Origin of the sequence: Sphingomonas trueperi (assembly GCF_040545665.1) — a bacterium.
Classification (GTDB): Bacteria; Pseudomonadota; Alphaproteobacteria; order Sphingomonadales; family Sphingomonadaceae; genus Sphingomonas; species Sphingomonas trueperi_B.
The window spans coordinates 297,753-316,964 of the sequence record NZ_JBEPMH010000005.1 but is presented as its reverse complement, the minus strand read 5'-3'; the positions used below and the strand labels follow the sequence as shown (position 1 = coordinate 316,964).

At 67.9% G+C, this 19,212-nt stretch carries 13 protein-coding genes; 10 read left to right on the top strand and 3 right to left on the bottom strand.

Going from position 1 to position 19,212, the window contains the following annotated elements; genetic code table 11:
- The first annotated feature begins 85 nt into the window (after window positions 1–85).
- From ABIC65_RS17235 to ABIC65_RS17190, 10 genes are all read left to right on the top strand, one after another.
- Window positions 86–1,201 (top strand): NAD-dependent epimerase/dehydratase family protein, encoded by a 1,116-nt coding sequence (locus ABIC65_RS17235; protein WP_354310315.1) that lies wholly within the window; start codon window positions 86–88, stop codon window positions 1,199–1,201.
- The gene (locus ABIC65_RS17230; RefSeq protein WP_354310314.1) at window positions 1,198–2,283 is read left to right on the top strand and encodes an SDR family NAD(P)-dependent oxidoreductase; all 1,086 of its coding nucleotides are present in this window, start codon (window positions 1,198–1,200) and stop codon (window positions 2,281–2,283) included. The genes ABIC65_RS17235 and ABIC65_RS17230 overlap by 4 nt, the downstream gene beginning before the upstream one ends.
- Window positions 2,280–3,401 carry a glycosyltransferase family 4 protein gene (locus ABIC65_RS17225; protein ID WP_354310313.1) on the top strand — a complete coding sequence of 374 codons (1,122 nt, stop codon included), beginning with the start codon at window positions 2,280–2,282 and terminating at the stop codon, window positions 3,399–3,401. Before ABIC65_RS17230 ends, ABIC65_RS17225 begins: the two co-directional genes overlap by 4 nt.
- Entirely contained in the window at window positions 3,398–4,510 is a 1,113-nt protein-coding gene (locus ABIC65_RS17220; RefSeq protein ID WP_354310312.1) for a CgeB family protein, read from the top strand. The genes ABIC65_RS17225 and ABIC65_RS17220 overlap by 4 nt, the downstream gene beginning before the upstream one ends.
- Window positions 4,507–5,595, top strand: coding sequence for a CgeB family protein (locus ABIC65_RS17215; RefSeq protein ID WP_354310311.1), 1,089 nt, complete (start codon window positions 4,507–4,509; stop codon window positions 5,593–5,595). Before ABIC65_RS17220 ends, ABIC65_RS17215 begins: the two co-directional genes overlap by 4 nt.
- A complete protein-coding gene (locus ABIC65_RS17210) occupies window positions 5,592–7,691 on the top strand; it encodes a bifunctional glycosyltransferase/UDP-glucuronate decarboxylase (protein WP_354310310.1) in 2,100 nt (699 codons plus the stop codon). Before ABIC65_RS17215 ends, ABIC65_RS17210 begins: the two co-directional genes overlap by 4 nt.
- 472 nt (window positions 7,692–8,163) lie before the next feature.
- Window positions 8,164–8,898, top strand: coding sequence for a Crp/Fnr family transcriptional regulator (locus ABIC65_RS17205; RefSeq protein ID WP_354310309.1), 735 nt, complete (start codon window positions 8,164–8,166; stop codon window positions 8,896–8,898).
- A 109-nt stretch (window positions 8,899–9,007) separates the two neighbouring features.
- The gene (locus ABIC65_RS17200; RefSeq protein ID WP_354310308.1) at window positions 9,008–10,093 is read left to right on the top strand and encodes a PLP-dependent cysteine synthase family protein; all 1,086 of its coding nucleotides are present in this window, start codon (window positions 9,008–9,010) and stop codon (window positions 10,091–10,093) included.
- A 78-nt stretch (window positions 10,094–10,171) separates the two neighbouring features.
- Window positions 10,172–12,235, top strand: a complete 2,064-nt coding sequence (locus tag ABIC65_RS17195; RefSeq protein ID WP_354310307.1) for a phosphocholine-specific phospholipase C — start codon at window positions 10,172–10,174, stop codon at window positions 12,233–12,235.
- A gap of 59 nt (window positions 12,236–12,294) precedes the next feature.
- On the top strand, window positions 12,295–13,281 hold the full coding sequence (locus tag ABIC65_RS17190; RefSeq protein WP_354310416.1) for a LacI family DNA-binding transcriptional regulator: 987 nt from the start codon (window positions 12,295–12,297) through the stop codon (window positions 13,279–13,281).
- Here ABIC65_RS17190 and ABIC65_RS17185 read toward each other — a convergent pair.
- From ABIC65_RS17185 to ABIC65_RS17175, 3 genes are read right to left on the bottom strand one after another with little or no spacing between them, the layout of a single operon-like run.
- Entirely contained in the window at window positions 13,278–15,095 is a 1,818-nt protein-coding gene (locus ABIC65_RS17185) for a response regulator (RefSeq protein ID WP_354310306.1), read from the bottom strand. The two genes, ABIC65_RS17190 and ABIC65_RS17185, sit on opposite strands and share 4 nt — an antisense overlap.
- Window positions 15,088–15,921: a CheR family methyltransferase gene (locus tag ABIC65_RS17180; RefSeq protein ID WP_436286744.1), complete on the bottom strand. Its 834-nt coding sequence runs from the start codon at window positions 15,919–15,921 to the stop codon at window positions 15,088–15,090. The genes ABIC65_RS17185 and ABIC65_RS17180 overlap by 8 nt, the downstream gene beginning before the upstream one ends.
- Before the next feature lie 23 nt (window positions 15,922–15,944).
- Window positions 15,945–19,058, bottom strand: a complete 3,114-nt coding sequence (locus ABIC65_RS17175; protein WP_354310304.1) for a response regulator — start codon at window positions 19,056–19,058, stop codon at window positions 15,945–15,947.
- Window positions 19,059–19,212: the final 154 nt, after the last annotated feature.

Here is a 19,212-nt window from a genome sequence, read left to right as displayed (position 1 = left end):
GTTTCATCGTCTGACGGTCTCCCTAGCGAGTCATCATTTCGTCATGACTTACTTAGGTTAGTTCTCAAGGCGGGAAAGCATCAACATGGCGGAAAAGGTGCTCGTAACGGGCGGTGCTGGGTTCATCGGGTGCCAGGTTTCGGCCGAGCTGCTGCGGAGAGGGCACCACGTCCGCGTACTGGATTCCATGCTGGAGCAGGTCCATGGCGATCGCGCGCGCCCGGAAGCCCTGGATGCCGAGGTCGAGCTGATCCGCGCCGATGTGCGCGACGGCGATGCCGTCGCCCGGGCGCTGCAGGGTGTCGACAGCGTGATCCACCTCGCCGCCGAGGTCGGCGTCGGCCAGTCGATGTACGAAGTCGAGCGCTATACCTCCACCAACGATGTCGGCACCGCGGTGCTGTTCGAGCGGCTGATCGACACGCCGGTCCGCCGGGTGGTCACCGCCTCGTCGATGAGCATCTATGGCGAGGGCCTGTACCGCGACGCCGACGGCATGCTGGTCGAGAATGCCGAGCGCGGGATCGTTCGCGACGGCCAGCAGCAGTGGAACCCGCTCGACGCGCAGGGCCGCCCGCTCGAGCCGGTGGCCACGCCCGAATGGAAGCGGCCGAGCCTCGCCTCGATCTACGCGCTCAACAAATATGTGCAGGAGCGCACGACCCACATCATGGGCGCGCCCTATGGCATCGAGACCGCGTGCCTGCGCCTGTTCAACGTCTATGGCCCCGGCCAGGCGCTGTCGAACCCCTATACCGGTGTGCTGGCGATCTTCGCCTCGCGGCTGCTCAACGGCCAGCGCCCGATGATCTTCGAGGATGGCGAGCAGCGCCGCGACTTCGTCCATGTCAGCGACGTTGCCCGCGCCTTTGGCGACGCGCTCGCCCTGCCCCAGGCCGCCGGCCAGACCTTCAACATCGGCTCGGGCGACGATCGCTCGGTGACGCAGGTGGCCGAGGCGCTTGCCCGCGCAATGGGTCGCAACGATGCCGCGCCGGAAATCGTCGGCAAGACGCGCGTCGGCGATATCCGGCACTGTTTCTGCGACACCAGCCTCGCCCGCGAGAAGCTCGGTTTCGAGGCGCGGCAGGATTTCGAGACCGGCTTGGCCGAACTTGCCGACTGGGTCCAGCAGCAGACCGCCGAAGACCGCGTCGGCCAGGCGCGTGCCGAGCTCGAAAAGCGGGGCTTGGTCGCATGAGCGGCGGCGACGAACGGCCGATCCTGATCACCGGCGGCGCCGGCTTCATCGGATCGAACCTCGCCGACCGGCTGGCGCGCCAGGGGGAGACGGTGGTGATCTACGATGCGCTGCGCCGCCCCGGCGTGGAGCGCAACCTCGCTTGGCTGCAGGCGCGGCACGGGGATAAAATCCGCCCACTGATCGCCGACATCCGCGAGACGACCAAGCTGGTGGAGGCGGTGCGCTCCGCCCGCGCGGTGTTCCACTTCGCCGCGCAGGTCGCGGTGACCACCAGCCTCACCGATCCGACCGCCGATTTCGAGGTCAACATCGCCTCGACCTTCGCGCTGCTCGAAGCGGCCCGCACCGTGGCCGCCCCGCCGCCGGTGATCTTCGCCTCGACCAACAAGGTATATGGCGACCTCGCCGACCTCGATTTCGAGCTGGGGGACAATGGCTACCAGCCAGTCGATTGCGCCGTGCACGCGCACGGCATCGGCGAGGCGCGCCCGCTCGATTTCCACACGCCCTATGGCTGTTCCAAGGGTGCGGCCGACCAATATGTGCTCGACTATGCCCGCAGCTACGGGCTGCCGACCGCGGTGCTGCGGATGAGCTGCATCTATGGCCAGCGCCAGATGGGCACCGAGGACCAGGGCTGGGTCGCGCATTTCCTGATCCGCGCGCTCGAAGGCGTGCCGATCACGCTCTACGGCGACGGCCACCAGGTGCGCGACATTCTCGACGTGTCGGATGCGGTCGACGCCTATGTCGCCGCATGGCGACAGATCGACCGCGTCTCGGGCCAGGCCTTCAACCTCGGCGGCGGCCCCGCCAATGCGGTGAGCCTGCGTACGTTGCTGGCGCATATCGAGATCATCACCGGCCGCCCGGTCGACCTGAATCTCGAAGACTGGCGGGCGGGCGACCAACGCTATTTCGTCGCGGATACCAGTAAGGCGCGAGCCGCCCTTGGGCTCGGCGCGCCCACCGGATGGCAGGACGGCGTGACCGCGCTGGCCCGCTGGCTCGGCGAAGAACGCGGCCTGACGATCGGCCGGCCGGTCCAGCGCGAGCGCATGGCGGCGGCTACACTGTGACCAGGCCCGCGCCGCTGCGACTGCTGCTCACCACCGATACGGTCGGTGGCGTCTGGCAGTACAGCATCGACCTTGCCCGCGCGCTGGCCGAACGCGGCGTCGAAACGGTGCTGGTGCAGCTCGGGCCGGCGCCCAGTGATGCGCAACGCGGAGAAGCCCAGGCCATTTCGGGCGTAACCTTCCTCGAAACGGGTCTGCCGCTCGACTGGCTGAGCGATGGCCCGGCGCCTGTGCGCGCAGCGGGCGCGGAGATCGGCCGTCTAGCGCGACTGCATGGCGTCGATCTCGTGCAGCTCAACATGCCCACGCTTGCCGCTTCGGCCGATCCTGGCGTGCCGATGCTGGCGGTAACGCATGGCTGTGTCTCCACCTGGTGGCAGCATGGCCGGCCCGGCGTACCACTCGATCCCGGCTTCACATGGCACCGGGCGCTGACCGAGCAAGGCCTCCGCGCAGCCGATCAGGTGGTGGCTCCCTCCGCGGGCTACGCCCAGGTCGTGCGGGACTTTTACGGCTTGCCCGCCCTGCCCACCGTCGTATATAACGGCCGCACGCCGCTGGTCACGCCAAAGCACGAACCCGCCCAGGACTGCGTGCTGACCGTCGGCCGCCTGTGGGATTCGGTGAAGGGCGCCGAACTGCTCGACACGGTGGCGGGCGAGCTCTCCGTACCCTTCCACGCCGCGGGCGCCGCGACCGGCCCGCACGGCGAGACCGTGCGTCTGGAAGACCTGCATCTGCTCGGCCAGTTGGACAGCGCGGCGCTCGCCAAGTGGCTTGCAGCCCGCCCGATCTTCGTCTCCGCCGCTTGTTTCGAACCGTTCGGGCTCGCCGTGTTGGAGGCAGCGGCCGCCGGTTGCGCGCTGGTGCTGGCCGACATTCCCGTGTTCCGCGAGCTCTGGGAAGGCACCGCCCTGTTCGTGCCGCCCCGCGAGCCCGCCGCCTATCACGCCGCGATCGAGCAGCTGATCGGCGATCTCGCGCTTCGCCGTAGCCTCGGCGAAGCCGCTGCCGAACGCGCGCGCCGCTACACGCCCACCCGCATGGCCGACGCCATGCTCCCCCTCTACCGCCAGCGCCTCGCCGAGCGCGCGCCCGCCGGAAAGGTCGCGGCATGAAGATCGTCTATTTCACCCATTCGCTCGCCTCGTGCTGGAACCATGGCAATGCCCATTTCCTGCGCGGCGTGCTCAGCGAGCTGATCGACCGCGGCCATGATGTGCAGGTCTGGGAGCCGGAGGATGCCTGGAGCCTTGCCAACCTGCTCGCCGATCATGGCCAGGCCGGCCTGGCGCCCTATCGCACCGCCTATCCCGAGCTGCGCGCCCACACCTACACGCCGATGTGTGCGCCGGCAGAGATGATCGGAGACGCCGATCTGGTGATCGTCCATGAATGGAATGATCCCAAGCTGGTTTCCCGCATCGGCCATGCCCGCGCGATGGGCGGCAACTTCACCCTGCTGTTCCACGACACCCATCACCGTGCGGTCAGCGCGCCCGCGGCGATGCAGGCCTATGATCTCGATGACTATGACGGCGTGCTCGCCTTCGGGGAGACGCTGGCCGAAGTCTATCGCGGCTGGGGTTGGGGCAATCGGGTCTGGGTCTGGCACGAAGCCGCCGATCTGCGCCGTTTCCAGCCGCCCGCGCAGGAAGGCGCGCGCGACGGACTGGTCTGGATCGGTAATTGGGGCGATGGCGAGCGCACCGAGGAGCTCGAACGCTTCCTGTTCCAGCCCGCCGCCGAGGCCCGCCTGCCGCTCGACATCTACGGCGTCCGCTATCCGGACGAAGCCAAGGCGATGCTCGCCCGCCACGGCGCGCGCTATCATGGCTGGGCACCCAATGCCCGTGCGCCGGAGATCTTCGCCGGCCACCTCGCAACCGTCCATGTGCCTCGGCGCTATTATGCCACGATCCTGCCAGGCATCCCGACGATCCGCGTGTTCGAGGCGCTGGCTTGCGGCATCGCGCTGGTCTCCGCGCCCTGGGACGATGCCGAGAACCTGTTCCGGCCGGGCATCGACTATCTGGTCGCCCGCGACGGCGCGGAGATGACCCGGCACCTGACTGCGCTTCGCGACGATGCCGATCTCCGCGCCGCGCTGGTCGCGAGCGGCCTCGAGACGATCCGCACCCGCCACAGCTGCGCGCACCGCGTCGACGAACTGCTCGCCATCGTTGCCGGCCTCGCCCGCCCCCAATTTGCCAAGGACGCCGCATGAAGATCGCATTCTACGGATCCAGCCTGCTCTCTTCCTACTGGAACGGCGCCGCGACCTATTATCGCGGAATCCTCAAGGCGCTGGCCGCGCGCGGCTACGACATCACCTTCTACGAGCCCGATGCCTTCGATCGCCAGCAGCATCGCGACATCGATCCGCCTTCCTGGGCCAAGGTCGTCGTCTACCCTGCGACCGACGAGGGCTTGCGCGGCGTGCTGGCCGAGGCACGACATGCCGATGTGGTGGTGAAGGCGAGCGGCGTCGGCGTGTTCGACCGCGAGCTGATCGAGGCGATGCGCACCGCGCCGCGCCCCGACGCGCTCCGCATCTTCTGGGACGTCGATGCCGCCGCCACGCTCGACGAGATGCGCGGTTATCCCGCCCATCCGGTCCGCGCCATGCTGCCGGAGATCGACCTGGTGCTCACCTATGGCGGCGGCCCGCCGGTGATCGACGCCTACACCGCAATAGGCGCGCGCGAATGCATCCCGGTGTACAACGCGCTCGACCCCGAGACGCACCACCCTGCCCCGGCCGATCCGCGCTTTACCGCCAATCTCGCGCTGCTCGCCAACCGTCTGCCCGATCGCGAGGCGCGGATCGAGGAATTCTTCCTCCGCGCCGCCCGGCTGGCGCCCGATCGCCGTTTCCTGCTCGGCGGCAATGGCTGGCACGACAAGGCGCTGCAGGGCAACGTCCGCGCGATCGGCCATGTCGGCACTGCCGACCACAACGCCTTCAACTGCACGCCGCAAGCGGTGCTCAACGTCGCGCGCGATTCGATGGCGGCGATCGGGTTCTCCCCCGCCACCCGCGTGTTCGAAGCCGCCGGTGCCGCCGCCTGCCTGATCACCGACGCCTGGGAAGGCATCGAGCTGTTCCTCCAGCCTGATACCGAAGTGCTCGTCGCGCGCGACGGTCAGGACGTGGCCGAGCACCTCGCCGCACTCACCCCGGAACGCGCCCGCGCGATCGGAGAAGCCGCCAAGGCGCGGGTGCTCGCCGAGCACAGCTACGATCTCCGCGGTGCGCAGGTCGACGCGATCCTCAAGTCGCACCAGCCCCGCGAAAGGAAAGCCGCATGAAGCTGATCGTCCTCGGCCTCAGCCTCGGCTCCTCCTGGGGCAACGGCCACGCCACCACCTTCCGCGCCTTGCTGCGAGCATTCACCGCACGGGGACATGACGTCCTGTTCCTCGAGCGCGAGGTGCCCTGGTATGCCGGCGCGCACCGCGACCTGGCCGATCCGGACTTTTGCCAGCTCGAATATTACCGCACGCTCGCCGATCTCGACGCCTGGCGCGAGGCGATCGCCGACGCCGATGCGGTAATGGTCGGTTCCTATGTGCCGGACGGCGTGGAGGTGGGCCAGTTCGTCCAGGCCACGGCGAAGGGCGTCACCGCCTTTTACGACATCGACACGCCGGTCACCCTCGCCAAGCTGGCGCGTGGCGAATTCGAGTATCTCACCCCGGCGCTGATCCCCGGCTACGACCTCTATCTCAGCTTCACCGGCGGCCCGACGCTGAACCGGATCGAGCGCGCGTTCGGCAGCGCCGCCGCCCGGGCGCTCTATTGCTCGGTGGATACCGATGCCTATCGCCCGCTCGACGTGCCGAAACGCTGGGACCTCAGCTATCTCGGCACCTACAGCCCCGATCGCCAGCCGACGCTGGAGAAATTGCTGCTCGAACCCGCGCGCCGCTGCCCGGAGAAGCGCTTCGCGGTCGCCGGGCCGCAATATCCCGACAGCATCGCCTGGCCCGCCAATGTCGAGCGGATCGAGCATCTGCCGCCGGCCGAACATCCCGGCTTCTATTCCGCCTCGCGCATGACGCTGAACGTCACCCGCGCGGACATGATCGCCGCCGGATGGTCGCCGTCGGTGCGGCTGTTCGAGGCGGCGGCGTGCGGCACGCCGATCCTGTCGGACCGCTGGGAGGGCATCGAGAGCCTGTTCGTGCCCGGCGACGAGATCCTGCTTGCCGAGACGACCGAAAACGCCATCACGGCGCTCCACCGCAATGCGGAGGCGATCGGCACCGCCGCGCGACGGCGCCTGTTCGAGGGCCATGACGCCGCGCACCGCGCCGCCGAACTGGAAGCCCATCTCAACGACGCCAGAGCGCGGCCCCACGGCACGCGCCGGGAGAGGAATGCCCCGATGACGAACGATACAGAGACGTCGCTGATCCTGGTCGCCGGAGGCGCCGGCTTCATCGGCTCGCACCTCTGCGCCGAGTTGCTCGACCGCGGCGAGCAGGTGGTGTGCCTCGACAGTCTCCAGACCTCGAACCTGTCCAACCTGCGCGCGCTGGAAGGCCGCCCCGGCTTCGAGTTCGTCCGCGGCGACATCGTCGATGAACTGCCGCCAACCATCCTGGAACGTGCGCATCGCTTCAAGCAGATCTACAACCTCGCCTGCGCAGCGTCGCCGCCGCAATATCAGGTCGATCCCGAGCATACGATGCTAACCAATGTGGTTGGCACCGATCGCCTGCTGCGGCTCGCGTCGCAGGCAGGCGCACGGTTCCTGCTCACCTCCACCTCGGAGGTTTATGGCGATCCCGAGGTGCATCCGCAGCGCGAGGAGTATCGCGGCTGGGTAAGCTGCACCGGCCCGCGCGCCTGCTACGACGAGGGCAAGCGCGCCGCCGAGGCGCTCACCTATGATTTTTGCCGAACCGGCCGCGCCGAAGTGCGGGTTGCGCGGATCTTCAACACCTATGGCCCGCACATGCATTTCGACGATGGCCGGGTGGTGTCGAACCTGATCGTGCAGGCGCTCTCGGGCAAGCCGCTGACACTCTATGGCGACGGCAGCCAGACGCGCAGCTTCTGCTACGTCTCGGACCTGGTGCGGGGGCTAACGCTGCTAATGAATAGCGATATCAGCGGCATGGAGCCGATAAACCTTGGAAATCCTTATGAGATCACGGTCGGCGAACTTGCAGAAAATGTCGGGGCTCTGACCGGGGCAGAAGTTGCTATTGAATATCATCCGCTTCCCACCGACGACCCGCGGCGGCGCAAGCCAGACATCGCGCGCGCCCATGCGCTGCTGGGATGGGAGCCGCGTGTTTCCCTGGCCGAAGGGCTCGAACGGACATGCGCCTGGTTCGCGCGAGCGATGGACCTGTCCCAACCGCAAGTGCCAGCGCTCGAGGTTGCTGCCGAATAATATCAACGGGTTGCACCTCCACGGCGCATCCGTATTGCCCTTGATGCAGTAGTTCCTTTGGTCCGCCCGCGGCGTATTTCTGCTCCCGCCGCGTCCCGCCTTGCCGCATGTCCTCCGGACGCGACACCGGATGCCGCTCTGTCGGTGCCTCGCGCGCTTGTGGACGCGCACCGGAAGGGGCGGAGCGACGCCCTGCACATCGCGTCGAAGCACGCTGCGCCGGGCATCGAAATCTCGTGGAAAGAGTATGGGGCTGCCATCCTCGCGCCGGCAGAAGGACCGCGCGCCGGCTTTGGAAGAGCACTAATCGAGTCTACCGTCGCTGCCTATGCGGGCACTCGGGCAATTTTCCGCTTACTTCCCGGCTTGGTCGATTGCAGGCTCTCGCTTCCAGAGAAAGCGCTGATATACTGATCCGTGTTAGCCAGTTTATTCTGAACTTAGCAGACCAACGGCGCGTTGGCTCGGGATTATGCTGAAAACTCCACCCCAGGCGGCGGACGCATGTGCGTCCAGCCGACTAGGCGCGCTCGCTTCGCTTAGCGATGCCGAGCGCCTTGCCCTCCGGCAGGCGGCGGAGTTTCCCCAGCGCATCCGCGGTACCCGTGACCTGATCCTGGCCGGGCAGCGCACGCCGGGGCCGCTCCTTCTGCTGGACGGCTGGCTGGGGCGCGTGCAGTTGTTCAGCGACGGCCGCCGCCAGATCCTCAGCTTCCTGCTGCCGGGCGACGTGATCCAGGACGCCGGCACCTTCCAGCCGATAGCACCCAGCACGATCACCGCGCTGTCCGATGCGGTCCTGTGCCCCGCCCCTGCCGCCGAAGCCACGGGCCTGCGCGAAGCCTATGCCGCGAGTGCTGCGCTCGACGAGATCTACCTGCTACGCCAGATCGCCCGGCTGGGCCGGATGAGCGCCTATGAACGCATCCAGGATTGGCTGTCCGAAATCCACGAGCGCCTGTTCCTCGCCGGGCGCGCGGGGCCCGAGAGCTTCCCGATGCCGCTCACCCAGGAAATGCTGGCCGATGCGCTCGGCCTCACCAGCGTCCATGTGAACCGCACGCTGCAGGCGATGCGGCGCGACGGCATCCTGGAATGGCGGGGGGGCACGGTACGCCTCCTGGGTGCGGTGACCGAGACGGCGCGCGGACGTCCGATGCCGGAAGCGGCGATCCCGGCCTTCCGCAAGGCGCTGCTCGCAGGCTAGACCAGGCATCGCCGCCACGGGCTCGCGCTCGCGCCTATCGGGACCACACGGGACACAGGGCGCTTCCGGAGTCGACGCGCCTGCGATCGAGCGGCTAAAGGCGCCGGCCATGAACGCTGCCCTGCCCCGCCCCACCCGCTGCGACCGCGCCTGGGTGGACGACGCCGTCCGCACCATCGATGCCGAGTTCAACCGCTCCGCCGACACCCATCTGGTCCGCGTCGAGCTGCCGGGTGCGCCGGGCATCACGCTGTATCTGAAGGACGAATCGAGCCACCCGACCGGCAGCCTCAAGCACCGGCTCGGCCGCTCGCTGTTCCTCTACGCGCTATGCAACGGCTGGATCGGCCCCAAGACGACGATCGTCGAGGCGTCGAGCGGCTCGACCGCGGTCTCCGAGGCCTATTTCGCCAGGATGATCGGGCTGCCCTTCGTCGCAGTGCTGCCGCGCGGCACCTCGCCGGAGAAGATCGAGGCGATCGAATTCCATGGCGGCCGCTGCCACGAAGTCGCCGACCCGCGCTCGGTCCGTACCGAGGCGCAGCGGCTTGCCACCGAACTGGGCGGCCATTTCATGGACCAGTTTACCTATGCCGAGCGCGCGACCGACTGGCGCGGCAACAACAATATCGCCCAGTCGATCTTCGAGCAGATGGCGCAGGAAGCGCATCCCATCCCCACCCACATCGTCTGCGGCGCGGGCACCGGCGGCACCTCGGCGACGATCGGCCGCTATCTGCGCTATCGCCGACTGGTGACACGGCTGTGCGTCGCCGATCCCGAGGCGTCGGTGTTCCATCGCCATTATGTCGATCGCAGTATCACCACCGTCGACGGCGCGCCGTCCTGCGTGGAGGGCATCGGCCGGCTCCAGCTCGAGCCCTCCTTCCTGCCCGACGTGATCGACCGGATGATCACCGTGCCCGATGCCGCGAGCCTCGCCGCCGCACTGCGGATCAGCCGCGTGCTCGGCCGCCCCTGCGGCGTCTCCACCGGCACCAATATCTGGGCGTGCGCGACGCTGGTCCGCGAGATGCGCGCCGCCGGCCAGACCGGCTCGATCGTCACCCTGCTGTGCGACGACGGCCGCCGCTATGGCTCGACCTGCTTCGATGCCGGCTGGCGCGCGGCGCATGGCTATGAGACCGACACGCACGATCGGGCACTTGACGATCTTTTCCTGCCGACTGTCTGAAAAGCGTCATCAATTCGTCATCGCACTGCTGCACCCGCGCGCAGGTATCATTTTGGTGACATGGGAGTTGGGGGCACGATGACGAACGGGGGCACGACGCGGCGGCGGTTCCTGGCAGCGGGCGCGCAAGCCGCGATGGCTTCGGCGCTGCCCGCCTCGATCGCACGGGCGGCGGCCATTCCCGCGGACGTCCGCAGCGGCACCATCGCCGATGTCGCGCATGTCGTGATCCTGATGCAGGAGAACCGCAGCTTCGATCATTACTTCGGTACAATGAAGGGCGTGCGCGGCTTCGGCGATCCGCTGACGGTGCCGCTGCCGAACGGACGCAGCGTGTTCGCCCAGGAAGCCGCCGATGGCCGGCTGGTCGCGCCCTTCCACCTCTCCACCAAGGAGCATTTCGAGCTGATGCGCGTGGCGAGCACGCCGCACAGCTGGCCCGATGCGCAGGCCGCCTGGGACCAGGGCCGCATGCAGCGCTGGGCCGCCGCCAAGACCGATCGCGCGATGGGCTATTTCACCCGCGAGGACCTGGATTTCCAGTTCGCGCTCGCCGAGAGCTTCACGCTCTGTGACGCCTATCACTGCGCCGTGCACACCGGCACCAACACCAACCGCCTTTTCCTGTGGACCGGCACCAACGATCCCAGCGGCATGATGGGCGGCCCGTCGATCGGCAATTCGCACGATGAACTGGCGACCAAGGGCGGCCATCCCGATTCCTATCGCTGGACCACCTATCCGGAGCGGCTCCAGGCGGCCGGGATCGACTGGCGCATCTACCAGGACATGGCGGACAATTTCACCGACAACCCCCTGGTCGGCTTCGCCGCCTATCGCGAGGCGCAGCCGGGATCGCCGCTCTACGACCGCGCGCTGACCACCCACGGGCTCGATCAGCTCCGCGCCGACGTGCTGGCGAACAAGCTGCCGCAGGTTTCTTGGATCATCGCCGATGCCAAGGGCAGCGAGCACCCCGCCCCCTCCAGCCCGGCGCAGGGCGCTGCCTATACCGCCGCGGTGATCGACGCGCTCACCGCCAATCCGGAGGTGTGGGCACGCACCGTGCTGATCGTCAATTTCGACGAGAATGACGGCTTTTTCGATCATGTGCCGCCGCCCGGGCCGCCGTCGCGCGATCCGGCGGTGGTCGGCGGCTTTCTCGGCGCCTCGCAGGTCGACACGTCCAACGATTATCACCAGATCCCCAGCGTCGCCGACGACAAGGCCGAGCGGCCCGAACTGATCGGCCGCCCCTATGGCCTCGGTCCGCGCGTGCCCTGCTATGTCGTCTCGCCGTGGAGCCGCGGCGGCTGGGTGAACTCGCAAGTCTTTGATCACACGTCGGTCATCCGCTTCCTCGAGACGCGGTTCGGGGTGCAGGAACCCAATATCTCCGCTTGGCGACGTGCGGTCTGCGGCGACCTGACCAGCGCGTTCGACTTCCGCAGCCCCAACCGCAAGATCGGGCCGGTGCTGCCCGATCCGCGCGACCTCGCCACCCGCGCCGCCGCGCTGCCCAGCCAGCCCGAGCCCAGCGCGCCCATCGCCGCCGGCCAGGCGCCGGCGCAGGAGCCGGGCATACGCCGCGCCCGCGCGCTACCCTATGCGCTGGAGGTGCGCGAAGCCGCGCTCGATTCGAGCAGGATCGTGCTGCGCTTCGAATGCAGCGGCGTGCCCGCGGTGGTACATGTCTATGATCGGCTCCAGCTCGACGCGGTGCCGCGGCGCTACACGCTCAAGCAGGGCGGCACGATCGAGGCCGAATGGTCGCTCGACTCGGATGGCCGCTACGATCTCTGGCTGCTCGGCCCGAACGGTTTTCATCGCCATTTCGCCGGCCAGGGGCCTGCCCATGCCGGTGCGGTGCGCTGGGAACAGCGCCGCGGCACCGCGCCGTCGTTGCTGATCCAGACGCCGGCCGGGCTCGGTTCGGAATGGCTCCGCCACCCCCAGCTCAAGCCGATCGTATCAGAAGAAACCAAGGTAGCGCTAACGGTTACCGGTGGCTGGTACGACCTCGTCCTCACCGATCCGGCTGTCCCCGGTTACCGTCGCCGGCTCGCCGGAAGGATCGAAAATGGCAGCGATGGTTGGTCCGAACCACCCTATACCAATGTTAAGGTTTCCCAAATCGATTAGGACGCGATACTGTCAGCGCTGACAGAATATCGCGTTGGGGGGCGGGACAGTTGAAGTCAGTGGGCTTAGTCGAGCTGGCGAAGATCGCAGGTGTGTCGGTTTCGACTGCCTCAAGGGCGCTTTCCAATCATCCCCGCGTGGCGCGGGGTACGCGCGAGCGTATCGTCGCGCTCGCGCAGGAGCATGGCTTCCGCCTCAATCAGACCGCCAGCGCGCTGCGCAAGCAGCGTACCGGCGTCATCGGGGTGGTGGTGCCGCTGGGCCATGAGGTGGACCAGGCGCTGTCCGACCCGTTCTTCATGGGGCTGCTGGGCGGGCTGGCCGATGCGCTGACCAAGCGGGGCTACGACCTGTTCCTGTCGCGCGTCGTGCCGCAGGGCCCGCGCTGGCTGGACGACATCATCGCCTCGGGCCGGGTCGATGGCATCATCCTGATCGGCCAGTCGGACCAGCTGGAGGCGATCGAGCGGATCGCGGGCAGCTACCAGCGGATGGTCGTATGGGGTGCCGCGCGGCTGGGCTCGAACCAGATCACCGTCGGCACCGACAATGTTACCGGCGGCGAGCTTGCGGCGCGCCACCTGATCGCGCGCGGCTGCAAGAAGCTCGCCTTTCTCGGCAACCCGGAAGCGCCGGAATTTTCCGATCGGCACAAGGGCTTCCACGCCGCGATCGCCGAGGCGGAGGGCGTCACCGACATGGTAGTGCCGATCCACCTGACGATGGAAGACGCCTATCGCGAGATGACCGCCTATCTCGCGGCAAATCCAGCCCCGGACGGCATCCTCGCCGCCTCCGACGTGATCGCGATGAGCGCGATGCGCGCGCTGGCCGAGCGGGGCTTGCGCGTGCCGGAGGACGTGGCGGTGATCGGCTATGACGACATCCTGCTCGCCGGCTACACCACGCCCGCGCTGACCACGATCCGCCAGGACGTCGTCTACGGCGCCAACCTGCTGGTCGAGCTGCTGCTGGCGCGGATCGCCGGGCAGAATGTCGGCTCGGTGGCGATGTTGCCCGAACTGATCGTCCGCGATTCGGCCTAGGCCAGGTCGCGCACGGCGGCGCGCACCAGCAACTGGTGGAGCGCCGCGGCGATCGTGCGGGCATCGAACGGCTTCTCGATCACGGTCACTGCGTCGAGCCCGATCGGCAGGTGGTCGCGGCCATAGCCGCTGACGAACAGGAACGGCACGTCGCGCGCGACCAGCGCCGCCGCCACATCGTCGACCAGCGCGCCCTGGAGGTTGCCGTCGAGCAGCACGGCATCGACCGGCGTCTCGTCGATCGCCGCCATCGCGTCGGCCGATGTGGCAACGACACCCGCCACCACCATCCCGGCATCGCCCAGGATCGTTGCGAGTTCGAGCGCGACCAAAGGCTCGTCTTCCACAATCAGCACGCGCTTGCCGACGAGCGCTGCGCCGCCGCCTGCCGGCAGCACCGGGATCGGCTTGCGCGCCGTACGCGGCTCCTCGCGCAGGCGCACCGCGCTGGCATAGGGAACCGACAGTTTCCAGGCGACACCGCCCTCGCCATAGCTGGGCACGGCGCTGCCGCCCTCGGCCTTCAGGCTGCGCTCGATCAGCGCGGTGCCGAAGCCGCGCCGGGTCGGCGGTGCCGCCGCCGGACCGCCGCTTTCCTGCCAGTCGAGCTCGAGCATGCCGCCCCGCACGCCCCAGTGCAGCCCCACCCGCCCCTCGGGCACCGACAGCGCGCCATATTTGTGCGCGTTGGTCGCCAGTTCATGGAGCACGAGCGCCAGGTGCAGCGCCGGCTCGGGGGCCAGCTCGACCAGCGGTCCACCGGTATCAAACCGTTCCGGATCAATCGTGCCGGTCTGCAACTGGCCTTCGACCAGCTCCTGCAGGCTCGCACCTTGCCAGGTCGTGCTGCTGAGCAGCGAATGCGCGCGCGCAAGCGAATGGATGCGGCCGATAAAGGTCGGCGCAAAGTCTGAGGGCCCGGAGGAATGACGCAGCGTCTGGGTGGCGATCGCCTGCACCGAGGCGAGCGTGTTCTTCACCCGGTGGTTGAGTTCGCCGATCAGCAGCCGTTGCGTCTCCTCGGCCCGTACCCGATCGGTGACGTCCAGGATCTGGGTGTTGACCGACAGCAACGACCCATCGGCTCCGAGCAACGCCGAGCCATAGACTTCGCAATCGAGCATCACGCCTACGGCCGTCCGCATGCACAAGGGCCGCATGTCGCGGACATGCTCGCCGGCGATCATCCCGCGGATCATCGCGTCGAACCGCGCGGCATGCTCGGCATCGAGCCATTCGAGCTCGGACGGGCGCAGGCCGGAAACCTCCACCGCGCGCCAGCCGAACATCCGCTCGGCACCCGCCGACCAGGCGATGATCCGCTGCTCGGCATCGAACTCGACGATCGCGAGCGGCGAATTGTCGCGATGCGCCTTCAGCCGGGCGAGTGCGGCGGCATGGCGATCGCGCTGGCGCGAGATTTCCTGCCGCTGCCGCGCCAGCTCGACGAAGATCTCGACCTTGTTGCGCACGATCTGCGGGTCGACCGGCTTGAGCAGATAATCGACCGCCCCGGTCTCATAGCCGCGGAACCGGCGGCGCTCGTCGGTGGCGACCGCGGTCAGGAAGATGATCGGCACGCGGCGGGTCCGCTCGGTGCCGCGCATCAACTCGGCGAGCTCGAACCCGTCCATGCCCGGCATCTGCACGTCCAGCAGCGCCAGCGCGACATCGTGCACCAGCAGCAGCTCCAGCGCTTCCATGCCCGAGGCGGCGGTCAGCAGCTCCAGCCCCTCCTGCGCGAGCAAAGCCTCCAGCGCGATCAGGTTTTCGGGCACGTCGTCGACGGCGAGCACCTTCACCGGGTCACGCATCGGCCATCGTCCGCAGCCCGACATTGGTGCGGCGGTAGATCCGTTCGCCCGCGTCGAAATCGGCGAAGGCGTCGGCATGGCGCGAGAAGCGCAGCGTCTCGCGTGCACCCAGCCCCAGGAAGCCGCCGCGCACCAGCGAGTCCCCGAACAGCCCGAGCGCGCGATCCTGCAGATCGCGATCGAAATAGATCAACACGTTGCGGCTCGACACGAGATGCGCCTCGGCAAACACCTGGTCGGTGGCGAGGCTATGTTCCGCGAAGACGGCGCGGGCACGGAGGCTCTTGTCGAACACCGCGCCACCATAGGCCGCCGTGTAGTAATCGGAAAGCGAACTATGTCCGCCGGATAGCCGGTGATTCTCGGTAAATTGCGGGATCCGCCCCAGATCGAAAATGCCCGCTTCGGCCTTGGCCAGCGCCGCCGGGCTGATATCGGTACAGTAGAAAATCGTCCGGTCCTCCAGGCCCTCCTCACGGAAGAGGATGGCGAGCGAGTAGAATTCCTCGCCATTGGCGCAGCCTGCAATCCATACCTTCAGAGAGGGCCAGGTGCGCAGGTGCGGCACCACCTTCTCGCGCAGCGCGCGGAAATAGCCGGGGTCGCGAAACATCTCGCTGACCTGGATGGTGAGGAAGCCCATCAGCTCGGCGAACACCGCCGGTTCGCGCAACAGCCGGTGCTGGAGCTGCGAGAAGCCCTCGCAGCCGAAGCGCTGGCACGCGCGCTCCATCCGCTTGTGCAGCGAGCTGCGCGAATAACCGCGAAAGTCATACTGATAGTGCCGCCATATCGCTTCGAGCAGCAGGTCCAGCTCGATCTCCATATGCGCCGGTACGAGGTCGTCGATCACCGCGGCATCCACACCCGCACCAGGCTGAGCAGCTTGTCGATGTCGAGCGGCTTGGCGAGATAGTCGTTGGCGCCCGCGTCGAGGCATTCCTGCTGGTCGCGCGCCATCGCCTTGGCGGTGAGCATCAGGATCGGCAGCGTCTTGCCCCAGGGCTGCTTGCGGATCTCGCGCGTGGCGGTGAGCCCGTCCATTTCCGGCATCATCACGTCCATCAGCACGAGATCGACCGGATCGGTGAGATGGCGCGCGGACTCGTCGAGCGCGTGCAGCGCCTCGCGGCCGTTGCGGGCGATACGAACCTTGACTCCATGGGGCTCGAAAATGCTCGTCAGCGCATAAACGTTCCGGATGTCGTCCTCGACCACCAGGATCGAGCGGCCTTCGAGCGCCGCGTCGCGGCCCAGCGCCTTGGCGATCAGCGCCTGCTGCGGCTCGGGCAGCTCCGAGACGACCTGGTGGAGGAACAAGGTCACCTCGTCGAGCAGCCGCTCGGGCGACTTGGCACCCTTGACGATGATCGACTTGGAATATTTGCGGAGCCGCAGTTCCTCGTCCGGGCTGAGGTCGCGGCCGGTATAGACGATCACCGGCGGGAAGCCGACGCTGTCGTCCTCGCTCAGCCGGTCGAGCAGGTCGAGACCCGAGGCGTCGGGGAGGTTGAGGTCGAGCACCATGCAGTCGAAGGTGTCGGCACCGAGCAGGTCGAAGGTCTGCGCGGCGCTATGGGCCTGCACCGTCTCCACCTCGCGCGAGGCAAGCAGCGCCTTGACGCTTTCGGCCTGCTGGGCGTCGTCTTCCACCACCAGCACGCGGCGCATGCGCTGCGACATCCGGGCTTCAAGTCCTTCGAGCATGTCGACCAGTTGCTCGCGCTTCACCGGCTTGAACAGATAGCCGACCGCACCGCTCGACAGCGCCGCCTGGCTGTCGTCATCGACCGAGACGACGTGTACCGGGATGTGCCGCGTGCGCACGTCGCGCTTGATCCGGTCGAGCACCGACAGGCCGGTATGGTCCGGCAGGTTCATGTCGAGGATCACGGCGTTGGGCACATATTGCCGCGCGAGCAGTGCGCCCTCGTCCGCGGTGCCCGCGATCAGGCACTGGAAACCGAGGTCATGCGCGATGTCGCACAGGATGCGCGCGAAGACGGGATCGTCCTCGACGATCAGGATCACGCGGGAATCGCCGGAGAGCTTCTCGCGATCGTCCTCGGTCGGCTCGGCGCTGCGGCGGCGACCGGGCTTGGGATTGGAGGGCTGCGGCTTGATCGGTGCCGGGCTTGGGCTCGGCAGCGGCGCCGGCGTCTGGACCAGCGCGGGGTCATAGGCCTCGGGCAGGATCAGCGTGAAGGCACTCCCCTCGCCCGGCATGCTCTCCACCGCGACTTCGCCGCCGAGCAGCCGCGCCAGTTCGCGCGAGATCGACAAGCCGAGCCCGGTGCCGCCGTACTTCCGGCTCACCGTGCCGTCGGCCTGGCGGAAGGCCTCGAAGATGACCTGCTGCTGCTCGGACGGGATGCCGACACCGGTGTCGCGCACCGTGAAGGCGATCCGCCCGTCGGGACGCCGCGAGACACCGAGCGACACTTCGCCCTTGGCGGTGAACTTGATCGCGTTGGACAGGAAGTTCTTGAGGACCTGCTCCAGCCGCTGCGGATCGGTCTCGATCTCGCCGGGCGCGCCTGCCGCCTGCTCGATGCGGAAATCGAGCCCCTTGGCGGTGGCCGAAGCGCCGAACACCGCCTTCAGCTTGTCGAGCACCGGCGTTATGCGGACGCGGCGCGGCTGCAGCTCCAGCTTGCCCGCCTCGATCTTCGAGATGTCGAGAATGTCGTTGATCAGCGTGAGCAGGTCGTTGCCCGAGGTCTCGATCGTCTCGGCATGGCGGACCTGGTCGGCACTGAGATTGCCCGCACGGTTCTCCGCCAGCAGCCGCGCCATGATCAGCAGCGAGTTGAGCGGGGTGCGCAGCTCGTGGCTCATATTGGCGAGGAATTCGGACTTGTAGCGGCTCGCCTGTTCCAGATCGGCAGCCTGCTGCTCCAGCGAGCCCTGGGCGCGGGCGAGCTCGTCGCGCTGCAGCTCCAGCGCGCGGGTCTGCGCCTCGAGCTCGGCATTGCTCTGCTCGAGCGCGGACTGCTGCGCTTCCAGCCGGGCGGCGGTGTCCTGCAGCTGACGGCTCTGCGTCTCCAGCTCGTCATTGTTGGTGCGCAGTTCCTCGCTCTGGACCTGCAGCTCCTCGGCCTGCTTCTGCGTTTCCTCGAGCAGCGCGCGCAGACGGGCACGGTACTTGCCCGAGCGGATCGACACACCGAGCTGCCCGCCGATCCGCTCCAGCAGCGCCTGCACCTGCGGATCGACCGCGCCGGGGAAGCCGAGTTCGAGCACGCCGTTGATCTCGCCGTCCGCCTCGGTGACACCGATTACCAGGGTGCGCGGCTGCGCCTGGCCGAGCCCTGAGCCGTAATAGAGATAGCCCTCCGGCACCTGCTCCAGCACGAACTGGCGGCGATCGGCGATCGCCTGGCCGAGCAAGCCCTCGCCGGGCTTGACCCATTCGGGCAGCGGCGCGTCGGCCGGCACGGCATAGGTGCCGCGACGACGAAAGCCTGCCCCGCTCGGATCACGGACGAAGATCGCCCCGGCCTGCGCGCCCGTATAATCGGCGAGAAAGCGCAGCGCCGCGGTGGCGAGCTCGTCGAGCGGCAATTCGCCCGCGACCGCCTTGGCGAGACCGACCTGCCCCGATTGCAGCCATTCCTCGCGCCGGATCGCCAGCCGGTTGCGCACGAAGGCGAAACCGATGCTCGCGAGGATCCAGATGATCGTCGAGCCGAGGATGCGGTTGACCAGCACGACCTGCGGATCGACGCCCGGCGGTGCCAGCGTGAACCCGGCGAAATTGAGCAAGGTCGCGAGCGCCGCGACGACGAGCGGCACCACCGGCCGCCCGGCCGTGTAGGCGATCACCGTCGGCAGGATATAGCCCGCCCAGGTCGCGGTGCCGAGCGGGAGCACCGTATCGGCGCCGAACGGCAGCACCAGCAGGGCGGCGAGCCCCGCATAAAGGGGAAGCGTGGGCTTACGGCTGCGCTGGCTGGGCGACATATGAAATCTCAAAGGGATAGGAGAACCATGGGGTACCCGCCTTTGCCCCGCCCCTGCAACCCTGGGAGCGGAACCATCGCGATCCTCCCCTGGGGGGAGGTGGCGCGCGCAGCGCGACGGAGGGGTGTCAACGCCGAGATGTCTAGCATCACTG

Bases quoted from the DNA above. Each gene is read 5' to 3' on its own strand.
- ABIC65_RS17235 (WP_354310315.1), top strand. From the start codon at position 86: ATGGCGGAAAAGGTGCTCGTAACGGGCGGTGCTGGGTTCATCGGGTGC.
- ABIC65_RS17230 (WP_354310314.1), top strand. From the start codon at position 1,198: ATGAGCGGCGGCGACGAACGGCCGATCCTGATCACCGGCGGCGCCGGC.
- ABIC65_RS17220 (WP_354310312.1), top strand. From the start codon at position 3,398: ATGAAGATCGTCTATTTCACCCATTCGCTCGCCTCGTGCTGGAACCAT.
- ABIC65_RS17215 (WP_354310311.1), top strand. From the start codon at position 4,507: ATGAAGATCGCATTCTACGGATCCAGCCTGCTCTCTTCCTACTGGAAC.
- ABIC65_RS17210 (WP_354310310.1), top strand. From the start codon at position 5,592: ATGAAGCTGATCGTCCTCGGCCTCAGCCTCGGCTCCTCCTGGGGCAAC.
- ABIC65_RS17205 (WP_354310309.1), top strand. From the start codon at position 8,164: ATGCTGAAAACTCCACCCCAGGCGGCGGACGCATGTGCGTCCAGCCGA.
- ABIC65_RS17200 (WP_354310308.1), top strand. From the start codon at position 9,008: ATGAACGCTGCCCTGCCCCGCCCCACCCGCTGCGACCGCGCCTGGGTG.
- ABIC65_RS17195 (WP_354310307.1), top strand. From the start codon at position 10,172: ATGACGAACGGGGGCACGACGCGGCGGCGGTTCCTGGCAGCGGGCGCG.
- ABIC65_RS17185 (WP_354310306.1), bottom strand. From the start codon at position 15,095: ATGCGTGACCCGGTGAAGGTGCTCGCCGTCGACGACGTGCCCGAAAAC.
- ABIC65_RS17180 (WP_436286744.1), bottom strand. From the start codon at position 15,921: ATGGAGATCGAGCTGGACCTGCTGCTCGAAGCGATATGGCGGCACTAT.
- ABIC65_RS17175 (WP_354310304.1), bottom strand. From the start codon at position 19,058: ATGTCGCCCAGCCAGCGCAGCCGTAAGCCCACGCTTCCCCTTTATGCG.